The sequence below is a fragment of the Methylorubrum sp. Q1 genome (assembly GCF_004683995.1).
Classification (GTDB): domain Bacteria; phylum Pseudomonadota; class Alphaproteobacteria; order Rhizobiales; family Beijerinckiaceae; genus Methylobacterium.
The window spans coordinates 83,194-96,843 of the sequence record NZ_SRHQ01000016.1; the positions used below are offsets into that span (position 1 = coordinate 83,194).

12 protein-coding genes and 1 pseudogene are annotated in these 13,650 nt (G+C 67.5%); 5 read left to right on the plus strand and 8 right to left on the minus strand.

All coding sequences use genetic code 11. The features are described 5' to 3' along the window. Positions 1–54 precede the first annotated feature (54 nt). The 4 genes from infB to rimP all read right to left on the minus strand — a co-directional run bounded on the left by infB (position 55) and on the right by rimP (position 6,354). Positions 55–3,009 carry a translation initiation factor IF-2 gene (infB, locus tag E4V01_RS16235; protein WP_135299057.1) on the minus strand — a complete coding sequence of 985 codons (2,955 nt, stop codon included), beginning with the start codon at positions 3,007–3,009 and terminating at the stop codon, positions 55–57. 64 nt (positions 3,010–3,073) lie between these two features. Continuing rightward, the gene (locus tag E4V01_RS16240) at positions 3,074–3,817 is read right to left on the minus strand and encodes an RNA-binding protein (protein WP_060770131.1); all 744 of its coding nucleotides are present in this window, start codon (positions 3,815–3,817) and stop codon (positions 3,074–3,076) included. 29 nt (positions 3,818–3,846) lie between these two features. Next, the gene (nusA, locus tag E4V01_RS16245) at positions 3,847–5,484 is read right to left on the minus strand and encodes a transcription termination factor NusA (protein ID WP_135299058.1); all 1,638 of its coding nucleotides are present in this window, start codon (positions 5,482–5,484) and stop codon (positions 3,847–3,849) included. Positions 5,485–5,598: 114 nt separating this feature from the next. Then, complete coding sequence (gene rimP / locus E4V01_RS16250) at positions 5,599–6,354, minus strand: ribosome maturation factor RimP (RefSeq protein WP_060770133.1); 756 nt, start codon at positions 6,352–6,354, stop codon at positions 5,599–5,601. Positions 6,355–6,621: 267 nt separating this feature from the next. Here rimP and E4V01_RS16255 point away from each other — a divergent pair, with 267 nt between their 5' ends. Further along, positions 6,622–7,275: a CatB-related O-acetyltransferase gene (locus tag E4V01_RS16255; RefSeq protein ID WP_135299059.1), complete on the plus strand. Its 654-nt coding sequence runs from the start codon at positions 6,622–6,624 to the stop codon at positions 7,273–7,275. Between the two features lie 327 nt (positions 7,276–7,602). On the opposite strand, the gene E4V01_RS16265 is transcribed toward E4V01_RS16255, so the two are convergent. Next, positions 7,603–8,637: an aspartate-semialdehyde dehydrogenase gene (locus E4V01_RS16265; protein ID WP_135299061.1), complete on the minus strand. Its 1,035-nt coding sequence runs from the start codon at positions 8,635–8,637 to the stop codon at positions 7,603–7,605. A gap of 373 nt (positions 8,638–9,010) precedes the next feature. Between E4V01_RS16265 and E4V01_RS16270 the strand changes: the two genes are divergently transcribed. Both E4V01_RS16270 and E4V01_RS16275 read left to right on the plus strand, forming a co-directional pair. Beyond that, a complete protein-coding gene (locus tag E4V01_RS16270) occupies positions 9,011–9,847 on the plus strand; it encodes a hypothetical protein (RefSeq protein WP_135299062.1) in 837 nt (278 codons plus the stop codon). A gap of 114 nt (positions 9,848–9,961) precedes the next feature. After that, positions 9,962–10,375: a hypothetical protein gene (locus E4V01_RS16275; protein WP_060770137.1), complete on the plus strand. Its 414-nt coding sequence runs from the start codon at positions 9,962–9,964 to the stop codon at positions 10,373–10,375. A 63-nt stretch (positions 10,376–10,438) separates the two neighbouring features. Here E4V01_RS16275 and speG read toward each other — a convergent pair whose 3' ends face one another. The 3 genes and pseudogenes from speG to E4V01_RS16290 form a co-directional block, all read right to left on the minus strand. Next, a complete protein-coding gene (gene speG, locus E4V01_RS16280; RefSeq protein WP_060770138.1) occupies positions 10,439–10,987 on the minus strand; it encodes a spermidine N1-acetyltransferase in 549 nt (182 codons plus the stop codon). Positions 10,988–11,070: 83 nt separating this feature from the next. Continuing rightward, positions 11,071–11,364: a hypothetical protein gene (locus E4V01_RS16285; RefSeq protein ID WP_135299089.1), complete on the minus strand. Its 294-nt coding sequence runs from the start codon at positions 11,362–11,364 to the stop codon at positions 11,071–11,073. Positions 11,365–11,404: 40 nt separating this feature from the next. After that, positions 11,405–12,098 (minus strand): annotated as a pseudogene (locus tag E4V01_RS16290) (GTP-binding protein); the annotation flags it as partial. Positions 12,099–12,323: 225 nt separating this feature from the next. Between E4V01_RS16290 and E4V01_RS16295 the strand changes: the two are divergent. Then, positions 12,324–12,950: a TetR/AcrR family transcriptional regulator gene (locus E4V01_RS16295; protein WP_135299063.1), complete on the plus strand. Its 627-nt coding sequence runs from the start codon at positions 12,324–12,326 to the stop codon at positions 12,948–12,950. Positions 12,951–13,155: 205 nt separating this feature from the next. Beyond that, complete coding sequence (locus E4V01_RS16300; RefSeq protein WP_135299090.1) at positions 13,156–13,635, plus strand: DUF2852 domain-containing protein; 480 nt, start codon at positions 13,156–13,158, stop codon at positions 13,633–13,635. The last annotated feature ends 15 nt before the right edge of the window (positions 13,636–13,650 follow it).

Here is a 13,650-nt window from a genome sequence, read left to right on the forward strand (position 1 = left end):
GGGGCCGCAGCTTTCGCCGCGGCCCCGTAAGGAAGAGCGGTAGGGGAGGGCCGCTCAGAGCGTGCGCTTGATTTCCTCGACGTTGAAGCACTCGATGAAATCGCCCACGCGCATGTCCTGGTAGTTCTGGAAGGACATACCGCACTCGTAGCCGGCCGTGACTTCCTTGGCGTCGTCCTTGAGGCGCTTGAGCTGGGACAGCTTGCCCTCGTGGATCACCACATCGTTGCGCAGCAGGCGGACATGGGCGCCGCGCTGGACCACACCCTCCATGACCCGGCAACCGGCGATCTTGCCGACCTTCGACACGTCGAAGATCTGCAGGATCTGCGCCTCGCCGAGACGCTCCTCGCGGAGCGTCGGCGGCAGCATGCCCGACAGCGTGGCTTTGATGTCGTCCACGAGGTCGTAGATGATGCTGTAGTAGCGGATCTCGGTGCCGTCGCGCTCGGCCGCGTTGCGTGCTTCCTTGTGGGCGCGCACGTTGAAGCCGATCACCACGGCCTTCGAGGCGTTGGCGAGCGTGATGTCCGACTCGGTGATGCCGCCCACGCCCGAAAGCAGGATGCGAACACCGACCTCGTCATTGCCGAGCGCCGTGAGCGCGCCGTTGATGGCCTCGACCGAACCCTGCACGTCACCCTTGATGATGATCGGCAGTTCCTTGCGGTTGGCGCCTTCCTTGGCCTCGCGCATCATGTCGACGAGCGAGCGGTTGGCGCCGCCGGTGCGGGCATTCAAGCGCTCGCGCTTGATGCGGGCACGGTACTCGGTGACCTCGCGGGCGCGGGCCTCGTTCGGCACCACGACCACGCGGTCGCCGGCGTCCGGCGTACCGTTGAAGCCGAGCACCTCGACCGGGACCGAGGGGCCGGCATAGGGCACGTGCTTGCCGGTATCGTCGATGAGGGCGCGGATGCGGCCCCATTCGGCGCCGGCGACGACGATGTCACCGGTGAACAGCGTGCCGCGCTGGACGAGCACGGTGGCGACAGGGCCGCGACCACGATCGAGCTGAGCCTCGATCACGGTGCCTTCGCCGTCGCGCTTCTCGTTGGCGCGCAGGTTCAGGATTTCGGCCTGGAGCTGAAGGCCCTCGAGAAGCTCGGGCAGGCCCTCGCCGGTCTTGGCGGAGACCTCGAACTCGAGGGTCTCACCGCCCATCGACTCCACCTGGATGTCGTGCTGCAGCAGCTCGGTGCGCACCCGCTGCGGGTTCGCATCGGGCTTGTCGATCTTGTTGATGGCGATGATCATCGGGACGCCCGCCGCCTTGGCGTGCTGAATCGCCTCGACGGTCTGGGGCATCACGCCGTCATCGGCCGCCACCACGATCACGACGATGTCCGTCACCTTGGCGCCGCGGGCGCGCATGGAGGTGAAGGCCGCGTGGCCGGGGGTGTCGATGAAGGTCACGAGATCGCCCGAGGGCGCCGCGACCTGATAGGCACCGATATGCTGGGTGATGCCACCGGCCTCACCCTCGACCACGTTGGCCGCGCGGATCGCGTCGAGCAGCGAAGTCTTGCCGTGATCGACGTGACCCATGATCGTCACGACCGGCGGACGCGGATCAAGATCCTCCTCCAGATCCGGCTCGTCGGAGGTCAGACCCTCCTCGACATCCGACTCGGCGACGCGGCGGACCGTGTGGCCCATCTCCTCGGCAATGAGCTGAGCCGTGTCCGAGTCGATCACATCGGTGATCTTGTGGATCTGGCCCTGCTTCATCAGCAGACGGATGACGTCCACCGCACGTTCGGACATGCGGTTGGCGAGTTCTTGGATGGTGATCGTCTCTGGGATTGTCACGTCGCGGACGATTTTCTCCTTGGGCTCCTCGTGCCGGTGGCCGCTCATCCGCTGCTGGCGGCGGCGGAAGGAGGCCACGGAACGGGTGCGCTCTTCCTCGCCCGCAGTTGCGTTGGCGATGGTAAGGCGGCCACGGTTACGGTCACCGCCCGGCGACTTCGGCGTCTTGGGCGGCGTAATGATCTTGAGCGGCATGCCGGGGCGACGAATCACCCGCTTGGTATCCGACTCCTCCTCGGCCGCAGCCGCGCCGGGACGTCCGGCGGGACGCGCAGCGGCGCCCGCACCCGCGGGGCGGGCGGCGGTCGTCGGGCTCGGCGCCTTCTCGGGCTCCGGCGCCGGGGCCGGACGCGCCATGAAGTTCAGGTCGCGCGGCTTCTTGATATCCGCCGTGATGGTGCGGCGCGGCTCGGCCGGCGGCTGCGGCGCAGCCGGACGGGCAGCCGACGGCGTCGGACGGACGCCGGGACGGGCACCGGACGCGGCCGGACGCTGCGTCGCACCACCCGGCCGCGCCGCCGACGGAGCGGCAGCAGGACGAGCGGGGGCGGTGGTCGGACGAGCCACCGGGGCCGCGGCCGGGGCCGAGGCAGCAACAGGCTCCGGCGCCGCGGGGGCAGCAGCGGGCGGGGCCTCGGCGGCGGGCAGGGCGGCGACGCGCGCGGCCTCTTCCTCGGCGCGGCGGCGCGAATCCTCGGCGGCCTTGCGGCGAAGTTCATCGTCCTGGCGGCGCCGCTCATCCTCTTCGCGGCGGCGTGCCTCGGCCGCCTCACGCTCACGGCGCTCGGCTTCCTCGCGGTCGCGGCGGGCCTTCACCTCGGCTTCGGCACGGGCGCGGGCCTCGGCCTCGCGGCGCTGTGCATCGGCCAGGGCGGCGGCGCGGGCATCCCGCTCCTGCTCGCTCAGGGTGCGCAGCACGACGCCGGACGCACTGCGACCCGACGGACGCGCGGCCGGAGTCGGCGCGGGCGCCACGGAGGCAGGACGCGGCGGCGGTGCGGCAGGCTCACGGGGCGCGACCGCTCCGGGCGCGGCGCCGATCGTGCGCCGCTTCACCGTCTCGACCACGACGGACTTCGACCGCCCGTGGGAGAAGCTCTGACGGACCGTCCCCTGCTCGACCGGACGCTTGACCGTCAACGGCTTCGAGGGGGCTCTGGTCTGCGTCTTGTCACCCGGATTGTTCGTATCGCTCATTCAGTCTGAACCCTGAGGGTTTCCATCGTCCCATCGGCCGGCGGCGGGCATGCCCGGCCGAGTGTCATGTCAATTCGTCGTCGTGCGAATCGAAGGCGGTCGCGCCAGCAGCAAGCGGGGCGTCCTCTTCAGACGCCGACGCCATACCCTCGAAGGTGCGGAACCGACGCCAACGCGCGAGATAGCCGGTAGTGCCGGCTCCCGCGATAAGGGCAGCGTGTATCACATGATCCCGGCCCAATGCCATGTCCAATTCGGCGTTGGACAGGTCATCGACAACAGGAATAACCGATATGGCATCACCGTAGCGCCGCCGCAAGGCAGCCGCGAGCTTGCGCCGACCGTCCGGAGCGGCATCGCTGGCATGGATCACCGCCGCGACGCCGACGGCACCCAGAATCGCCGACTCGACCTTGCCGAAGCCGGTCACGACGCAACCGGCCTTGTTGGCCATGGCCAAGGCCTGACGCAGATCGGTGCGCAGCCCCTCGGCGACCTGATCGGCGAGATCGGGCGGGACTTTCGCCTCATTGGACTTGAAGGCACGGTTAAAGGCACGGCGCTTGACCGCGGCTTCGATCGTCGTGCGCGTGGCGGTCACCCATGCGCCGCGACCCGGCAGGCGTGCGCGCAGGTCCGGCACCACTGTGGCGTCGGGCCCCAGCACGAAGCGGATCATCGCCGAGGGCGATTGCGCCTTACGGGTGACGATGCAGGTGCGCACAGGCTCACGGCCGCGGCTCGGGCCACGGTCGAGATCCGGGCCGGTCTCGGCCGATTCGCCGTCCGTGCCCTCCTGAGCGATCATATCCTGCACCGTCTCTCCGTACCTCTGGCTCAGGCCTGCTGCGGTTCGGCCGTCGCGACCTCGGTCACCTCGCCGTCGTGGGCGTCACCATCGGCGGCCTCACCCTCCGGCTCCGGCAGCGCGTCGATCCAGCCGGCCTTCAGACGGGCAGCCATGATCAGCGCCTCGGCCTCGGCCCGCGACAGCTCGAATCCGTCGAGATAGCCCGCATGGCGCACGGCCTCGGGGCCACGGCCTTCGGTATAGCCGACGAGATCGTCGGTCGCGCAGCCGGCCAGATCCTCGACGGTCTTCACCTCGTTCTCGCCCAGCGCCACCATCATCGCGGTGGTGATGCCGTCGATCTCACGCAACTCGTCCTCGACGCCGAGCTCGCGGCGGCGGTCGTCCTGCTCCTGCTCGATGCGGGCGAGGTAATCCTGGGCGCGGGCCTGGATCTCGGCACCGGTCTCCTCGTCGAGGCCCTGGATGTTCGAGAGTTCCGCCACATCGACGAAGGCGATTTCCTCGACGTTGCGGAAGCCTTCGGCCGCCAGCAACTGGCCGACCGTCTCGTCGACGTCGAGCGCCTCCATGAACGCCTGAGTGCGCTCCGCGAATTCCTTCTGGCGCCGCTCCGATTCCTCGGCCTCGGTCAGGATGTCGATGTCCCAGCCGGTGAGCTGCGAGGCCAGCCGCACGTTCTGGCCACGGCGACCGATGGCCAGCGAGAGCTGGTCGTCGGGCACCACCACCTCGATGCGGTCGGCCTCCTCATCGAGCACCACCTTCACGACTTCGGCCGGCTGCAGCGCGTTGACGATGAAGGTCGCCTGATCTTCCGACCACGGAATGATGTCGATCTTTTCGCCCTGAAGCTCGCCGACCACCGCCTGGACGCGGGAGCCGCGCATACCGACGCAGGCGCCGACCGGGTCGATCGAGGAATCGCGGGAGATGACGGCGATCTTGGCGCGCGAGCCGGGATCGCGGGCGACCGCTTTGACCTCGACGATGCCGTCGTAGATCTCCGGCACTTCCTGGCCGAACAGCTTGGCCATGAATTGCGGGTGCGAGCGCGACAGGAAGATCTGCGGCCCGCGCACCTCGGAGCGCACGTCGAACAGGTAGGCGCGGATGCGGTCGCCGGGGCGGAAGGTCTCGCGCGGGATCATCTCGTCGCGGCGGACGATACCCTCGCCGCGGCCGAGATCGACGATGACGTTGCCGTACTCGACGCGCTTGACCACGCCGTTGAGGATCTCGCCGATCCGGTCCTTGTACTCGTCGTACTGGCGAGCGCGCTCGGCGTCGCGCACCTTCTGGACGATGACCTGCTTGGCCGATTGCGCCGCGACGCGGCCGAAATCGAACGGCGGCAGGGTATCGGAGATCACGTCGCCGATGAGGGCGCCGGGGTTGTAGCGGCGGGCCTGATCGAGGGTGATCTCGCGGGCATCGTTCTCGACCTGATCGACCACGAGGAGGTGGCGGGACAGGCGCAGTGCTCCGCTTTTCGTGTCGATCTCGGCGTGGACGTCGGTCTCGGCGCCGTAGCGGGAGCGGGCCGCCTTCGCGATCGCCTCTTCCATCGCCTCGATGACGATCTGGCGGTCGATCACCTTCTCACGGGCGACCGCCTCGGCGATCTGCAGGAGTTCGAGCCGATTGGCGCTGACGACAGCCATGGGGTCTGGTCCTTCCTTCGGTCGTGTCTTCCGCTGCGAGAGCGGGCTAACTTTTCAAGGTCTTTTTGCATCGCGACGGTGCCGGAACCGGGCGCCCGAAGCGATGCCGTCGGATCAGTGAAGCGTGTCGCGGTTCTTGAGGCGGGCGGCCTTCGTGACGATACCGCCGCCGGGCTTGGGCTTCTTCGCCTTCACCGGCTTGTCGGCCTTCTTGTCCAGCTTGGGCTTAGGCCGCTTCGGTTGCGGGATGAAGCGGACCTGCGGCGCCTCGTGCTCGGCTTCCGCGCCCTCTTCCTCGTCGACCTCCTCGCCGTCCTGCGGCGGGGCGGAGCCACGGCGGAGCGATTCGCGAATCAGCTCGTCCGTGAGAATGAGATGCGCCTCGCCGAGATCGCGCAGCGGCACATCGATGCGGCTCGGAAGGCCCGGCTTCACGTCGGGCAGGTCGATCGGCACCGTGGTGCCGTCCGCGCTCGGAACCCCGATGATGCCGCGGAAGCGCTTGCGCCCGTCCATCGGCACGGCAAGCTCGACCTTTGCCTCGTAACCGGCCCAGCGCTCGAAATCGGAAACCCGCACCAGGGGCCGGTCGATGCCAGGCGATGAGACTTCGAGATAGTAGGCGTCGCCGACCGGATCCTCCAGGTCGAGGATCGGCGAAATCGCGCGGCTCACCGCCTCGCACTCGTCGACGCCCATCGTGCCGTCGGGCCGCTCGGCCATGATCTGCACGGTGCGACCGTTCGTGTTCGAGATCTTCACCCGGACCAGCCGGAAGCCGAGGCCCTCGATCGGTCCCTCGACGATCTGGGCGACGCGCGCGGCGACGCCGGTCTCGCTGACAAGACGTTTCTCGGTGGGCTCCGCCATGCTGTGGTTTTCCGAAGGTCTCGATCGGGGGTTAAGCTTGGCAAATCCAGCGCTGGAGGTGCTCGCGAAAATAAAAAAGAGCGGACCCCGGGGGGCCCACTCCCGCAAGCAGCCTATCGACTGCACCAGAAATGTTGAGCCGTGACTTAACCCCGCTGCGTGGCGAATTCAAGCGCTTCGAGGCGGGTTCCCCGCCCTCCCGTGCCGCGATCCGGCCATCTCCGGCTGCAAACACCACCTCGTCCGTAGGCGAGAGGTGAGGGGAGCATGCCGGCGACCATGATCGGACCGGATCCAGACGCGCTGCATCCGATGCCCGGGCACAGGCGCGTCACTTTCATCCGCAACCTCGACCTGCCGGACAATGTCGTGGTCGGCGCCTACAGCTACTACGACGATCCGGCCGGGCCGCAGGCCTTTCTCGACGCGATCCTCTACCACTTTCCCTTCATCGGCGACCGGCTCGTGATCGGGAAGTTCTGCGCCATCGCCGCGCAGACGCGCTTCCTGATGAATGGCGGCAACCACCGCCTCGACGGGCTTTCGACCTACCCCTTCCCGATCTTCGGCGGCGACTGGATCGGCCGCTTCGAGGGCGAGCTGAACTTCCCGAATCGCGGCGACACGCGCATCGGCAACGATGTCTGGTTCGGGTATCGCAGCACCGTGATGCCGGGCGTCACAATCGGCGACGGGGCGGTGGTCGCGGCGCATTCTGTCGTGGCGGCGGACGTCCCGCCCTACGCGATCGTAGCCGGCAACCCCGCGAAGGTTGTCCGCCGCCGCTTCTCGGAAGAGGACTCCGCACGACTGCAGGCAGTGGCGTGGTGGGATTGGCCGATCGAGCGGATCACGGCTCACCTGCCCCTGATCGGCGGCGGCGACATCGCCGCGCTCGAAGCGGCGGCGCCGGACGGCTGATCGGTGGTGCCGTAGGGGACCAGGGGCGGCGTCAGCTTCATCGGTCCGTGCTCGGTGGCCAGAACCGCCGCGATCCAAGCGAGCAGCAGGACGAAGAGAACGACCTCCCACAATGAGAGACGCATCGGGCGCTTTGTCGGACGGTTGGCCATTTGGCAGAAGTCGGAAGCGGGTATGGGCCGCCTTTAATATCCGATTGTTTATATCATATGTTATAAAACGACGCGCTCGACGTCGTGGATCGTGCTCCTGCTTCGGATGATCGCCCAAACGACAACGCCGCCCCGGTCAGGGACGGCGTTTCGAAATGGTTAGGGCCGTGAAAGGCTAGGCGGCCTGCTTGGCCTTGTTCAGCAGCTTGCGGTTCACCAGCACCTCGGCGATCTGCACGGCGTTGAGCGCCGCGCCCTTGCGCAGGTTGTCCGAGACGCACCAGAAGTTCAGGCCGTTCTCGATCGTGGCGTCCTCACGGATGCGGGAGATGTAGGTGGCATCCTCGCCCGCCGCCTCGTGCGGGGTCATGTAGCCGCCGTTCTCGCGCTTATCGATCACGAGCACGCCCGGCGCCGCACGCAGGATCTCGGTCGCCTGGTCCGGCGAGATCGGGCGCTCGAACTCGACGTTCACCGACTCGGCATGGCCGATGAAGACCGGCACCCGCACCGCGGTCGCCGTGAGCTTGATCTTGGGATCGAGCATCTTCTTGGTCTCGGCGACCATCTTCCACTCTTCCTTCGTGTAGCCATCCTCCATGAACACATCGATGTGGGGGATGACGTTGAAGGCGATCCGCTTGGTGAACTTCTTCGTCACCACCTCGCCGGCGGTGAAGACGGCGCGGGTCTGGCTGAACAGCTCGTCCATGGCCTCCTTCCCCGCCCCGGAAACGGACTGATAGGTCGAGACCACGACGCGCTTGATGGTGGCCGCCTCGTGGAGCGGCTTGAGCGCGACGACGAGCTGCGCGGTCGAGCAGTTCGGGTTGGCGATGATGTTGCGCTTGGAGAAGCCCACGACCGCGTCGGCATTCACCTCCGGCACGATCAGCGGCACGTCGGCGTCGTAGCGAAAGGCCGACGAGTTATCGATCACCACGCAGCCTTGGCTGCCGATGCGCGGGCTCCACTCCTTCGACGTCTCGCCGCCGGCCGACATCAGGCAGATGTCGGTGTCGGAGAAGTCGTAGGTGTCGAGCGTTTTGACCTTGAGAATCTTGTCGCCGAAAGAGACTTCCTGGCCCAGGCTCCGGCTGGAGGCCAGCGCCACGACCTCGTCGGCCGGGAAGGCGCGCTCGGCCAGGATGTCGAGAATCTCGCGGCCCACATTGCCCGTGGCTCCGACGACGGCGACCTTGTAACCCATCTCACCAAACTCCGCTGCGCGGGCCGGATGTCACCGGACCGCCTCTTCCCGTAGCCGGCGGACGCACCGCTCGGGCCTAGGTTCGGGAAGATTCCATAGGCTGAAGAACCGGCCCCGGTTCGTCGAGGTGGGCTCTCAAAGCACCCGGAGCAAGATGCCCGGCGTGCTCCCCTGTCAAGTGTCAAGTGGTGCGTTCCGGCCGCGCCGGGACAGACGTGACAGGATGATGCGAGCGGCAACCCTGCATTCACCATCGGACGAGGAATCCGAGGACAGGCCGTGTTTCCTCAACCCGCTGGTGGCGTGCGTCGGGGCAGAGATCGGGCAACGGCGAGGGCCTTTGCGGCCCCGCGGACCCGATCGAGGCCTGCGCATGCTCCCCCATCCGGACGACGCCTTCGAGAGATCCGACGACTTCCAGGACCTGTCCCGTCCCCGTCCCCTCGGCCGCCTGCGGCTGGCGGCCAAGCTCGCAGCCAGCGCGGCCCTGATCGCCGGGCTCTCCCTGGTCGCCCGCGATCGGGCCGTGGCACCTGAGCCGCCACAATCTTGGAGCGAGCCTCCGCGGGCCGCCGAGGGCGCACGCCGGGCGATCGCTGCGACGGAACCGCTGCTGACGTTGCGGGACGACGCGGCCGAGCTGCCGCCCCAACCCGGACCGACGCGGTGGAACTCCGGCAACGGACAGCGTGAGGACAGCGTGAGCCAGGGCGCGTTCGACATGATCGAGGCGCCCTACCTCCTCTTCACGGCCACCGATGCGGGCGGGCGAGCCGAGCCCGGCGCCAGCCTGTTCGTGACGCTGGTACGCCGGGCGGCGGACGGGCGCGGCCTCTCCGTCATCCGCACCGGAGAGCGCGGCATCGTCGCGACCACTCTCGGCAGCTTCGAGACCGTCGAGGCCACGCTGTCGGCGGCAGGCAAACGCAGTTGTACGGGCTTTCGCAGCCTCGACCTGAAGGCGGTGGCGATCGACGGCTGGCTGTGCGGCATCCTCGGCCAGGCGCCGGACCCCCGCTCCGTCGCCTGCGCCATCGACCGGATCACGCTGGCCGGCCGTGTGACGGCGGCGCTCGGCGCCGATGCCCTCACCGGTGCGAGCGCCTGCCGGATCGAAGAGGCCGCCGCGGTGCCGGGCAATAGCACCGGCTCGATCGCCGTCGCCGAGGCCCCGACGAGAAACAATACGGCAAAAACGCGGCGGAAATAATGAAGCGCGGCCATATTCCGGGGAACAACGGCCACGCCAGAACGTCTACTCTTCAACAAGCGGGATTCTTAACGAACGGCCCGTACCGTAGGCTCTCACACGACAAGGTACGCCATGCGCTTTTCCAAGCTCGCCCTGTTGGGCGCCATGACCCTCACCGCGATCGGCTTCGGAACCAGTGCTGAGGCCCAGGGCCCCTACGGTAACCCCGGCTACGTTCGTGTGAGCCAGCCGCTGCCGATCCGTATCCGCCCGCGCTCCTGGCTCGATGCCGGCAACGTGGTCGAGCCCGGAAGCGGCTCGGTGTCGAACCCGGCGACCAACCCGGCCTTCATCGCTGCCTCGAACGCACTTCTGCCGCCCTACGGTCCGACGGACCGTTACGGTCGTGGCGTGCTGCCCGATCCGATCACCAACGGACCTTTCATCGGCGCCCGTTCCACGGCGATCCGCAACGTCGACCTCTCGGCCATCGACGCGATCGACCCGACCTCCTACGTGGCGCGCTACGGCAACCCGTACCGGTAAGCATCACGCATCTTCGCGACGGATGGAGCGGGCCTTTCGGGGCCCGTTTTCATTTTGGGGCCATCAGGTCTTGAGCACCGGCTCGGCGACGTCGCCAGCGCCACGCTCGGCCAGATAGTGGGGCTGGAACAGGCACATGCGCACCGCGTCGCGGTAGCGGCCGTTGACGAAGAACTCGTCCCTGAGAATGCCCTCGGGGCGGAAGCCGCAGCTCTCATAGATGCCGGCCGCGCGTTTGTTGTCCTTGTCCACATGCAGGTAGAGCTTGTGGATGTTGAGCACCTTGAACGCGTAGTCGATGGCGATGCGGGTCGCGCGCTTGGCGTAGCCCTTTCCCTGGTGGTCGGGGTGGATCGCGATCTGGAACTCGCAGCGGCGGTGCAGGTGGTTAATCTCCACCAGCTCGACCATTCCCGCTGGCTCGCTACGCTCCGTCGCGATGATGAAGCGTCGCTCGGTCTGATTGTGGATGTTGCGCTCGTAGAGCTGCGCCAGCTCGGCAAAGGACTCGTAAGCCTCCTCGAACCAGTAGCGCATGATGCTGTCATTGTTGTTGAGCTGATGCACGAAGAGCAGGTCTTCGCGCTCCAGCGGTCGTAGCTTGATACTCATGTCCGCACTCGGGCCAGGGTGGAATCGGTTTTGGCCCCTGGCCTACTCCCACGCCGACCAAGACGGAATGATGAAAGCCGGCTTCACAGCGCGCGAAGCCTGCCTTCCTCGGAGGCCAGGGCGCGGGCGGCGGCCTCGTCCAGGTCCTCGAGCCGGCCACGATAGCGCAAGGCCCGCGTCGGCTCGCCGGCCCGCATCACCAGAACCACCGTCTCGACGTCCGGGCAGCCGGGATCGGGGCAGGCGATCTCGTTGACCGACAGGGCGTCCGCCTCGCTCAAGCCGAATGCCGGGTGAAGCAGAGCCTTCGCGCGCGAGGCCGCCAGCACCAGCCCAGCCGAGCGGGCACGCCAATCCTTCAGGCTGATGAAGCCCATCCCGTGCGCTTCTCCGCTTTGAGCGTTTTCCGACGAAGTGGACGCCGGTATCGAGTATGGCGTCCGGTGGCACTTGGCCGCGCGAAGCCTCGACGATGCGCGCATCCGCGTTGAGCCCCCGCACTACCGAGCGCACGAGGTCGAGGTGATCCGGCGAGACGTTGCGCGCCTTGTTGATCACGACGACGTCGGCAAACTCGATCTGCTCCACCAGCAGATCGACCAGGGTGCGAGTGTCGTCGGCGCCCGCGGTCTCGCCGCGCTGGCGCAGAGAAGTCGTTCGAGCCGTAATCCTTCAGGAGGTTCACCGCATCGACCACGGTCACCATCGTGTCGAGCCGCGCCACGTCGCTGAGCGCTTCGCCGGCCTCGTCGCGGACGGAGAAGGTGCTCGCTACCGGTAAGGGCTCGGCGATGCCCGTGCCCTCGATCAGCAGGTAGTTGAGGCGGCCCTCGGCGGCGAGACGGCGAACCTCGGCCGGCAAGTCGTCGCGCAAGGTACAGCAGATGCAGCCGTTGGTCATCTCCACGAGCTGCTCGTCCGTGCGCGATAGATCCGCCCCACCGTCGCGGACGAGATCGGCATCGATGTTCACCTCGCTCATGTCGTTGACGATCACCGCGACGTGCCGACCCTCGCGATTGTTGAGCAGGTGATTGAGCAAAGTCGTCTTGCCGGCACCGAGGAAACCCGACAGCACGGTGACGGGGAGGCGAGGGGTGGTCGCCGACATGGTTCAAGCGCCAGGGCAGGGCCAAGTAAGTTACTTTATAACATTGCAACACCGCGATGCCGTCAAGTCGGATCGGCGGAAAAGATGATCGACTCGTGTACCGTCTCGGGAGAAAAGGCCGGGGCGGCACCGACGCCGACGCAGGGCGGTCGCGCTGCGGGACCGATGAGGTGTTTCATCGGTTGCCACCGCACGCATTCGGTTTGCACGAAGGAGGGTGAACGGGTGCGACCCTGGCGCGAGGGACCGGGCGACCGGCGCAGCTACCATCACGGCAACCTCAAAGAGGCGTTGATCGAGGCCGCGCGCCGCTTCATCGCCGAGCGGGGCATCGGTGGCTTCACGCTGGTCGATGCCGCCCGCTTGGTCGGGGTGACGCCCGCGGCGCTCTACCGCCATTTCCGCGGGCGCGAAGCCCTGTTGGAGGAGGTGGCGGGCCGCGGCTTTGCCGACCTCGCCGACCGGCTGGCGCGGGCGCTGGCAGGCCGGGGCACGCCACTGGAGCGTTTCACCCGCATGGGCGAAGCCTATCTCGCCTTCGCCGAGGAGGAGCCGGGCTACTATGCGGCGATCTTCGAAGTGCGCGGTCAGGCAGCCCCGGCGCCCGCCCCGGAGCGGCCGAATCCGTTCGACCTTCTGGTCGAAGCCCTACGCACGACCTTCCCCGCCGGTTTCGACGGCGTCGACCCGCGCTTCCTCGCACTTGAGGTCTGGGCGCTTTCGCACGGAATCGCCACGCTGTCGGCTGCGGGCCAATTGCCGAAGCCCGGGCCGGACAAGTACGAATTGCTGCGCGCGGGCGTTCTCGCCCTGGTCCATGGGGCCGGTGGGCGGGCGAAGGACAAAGCTTAGGGCGGGCGATTGCTCGAAGCCGCTTGAGCGGCTTCGCGGCGCGAAAGCCTGAAGCCGCGGAGACCGGCCGACGACCGAGGCCGGCAAGACCTGGTTGGGTCGCCCTCGATCGATGGCCGTGCTGTTTGGAGGCGGCACCCTTGAAACGGTCGAGGCGGGTCCGCATGTGAATGTTGTTCACATTCACACCCCGGAGTCCTCAGCCGTGAACACGTCCTCCACCTCTCCCTGGTCCTGCGGCGCGTCTCACCGTAGCGGCCCATTTCCCAAGCTGTCCCTCGAAATCGGCGCGATCGTTGTCGCGTTCATCTATTGGTGGCCCGTCGCCGTCGCCTACGTCGCCTGGAAGATCGCGGGCTATCCCGCCTTCAGCCAGATGAAGGAGTTCGCCAACAGCGGCAGCTTCAGCTTCGCGGGTGGCGATGGCCGGTCGCGCTTCGCCCGCGCCTTCGAGGCGGCCAAGGGGTATTCCGGCACCAGCGCCACATCCGGCAACTGGGCGTTCGAGGAGTATCGTCGGGCCGAGTTGGAGCGCCTGGAAGCCCGTCGCCGTGCGCTTCAGGAAGAAAGCCGCGCCTTCGCCGAATTCGTCGAGGAGCTGAAGCGGGCCAAGGACCGCGAGCAGTTCGACGCCTTCATGGCCAAGCGCCGCTCCGAGGGCGGTGGCCCGACCATCGAAGCCTGATCTCTTCGCTTCTCA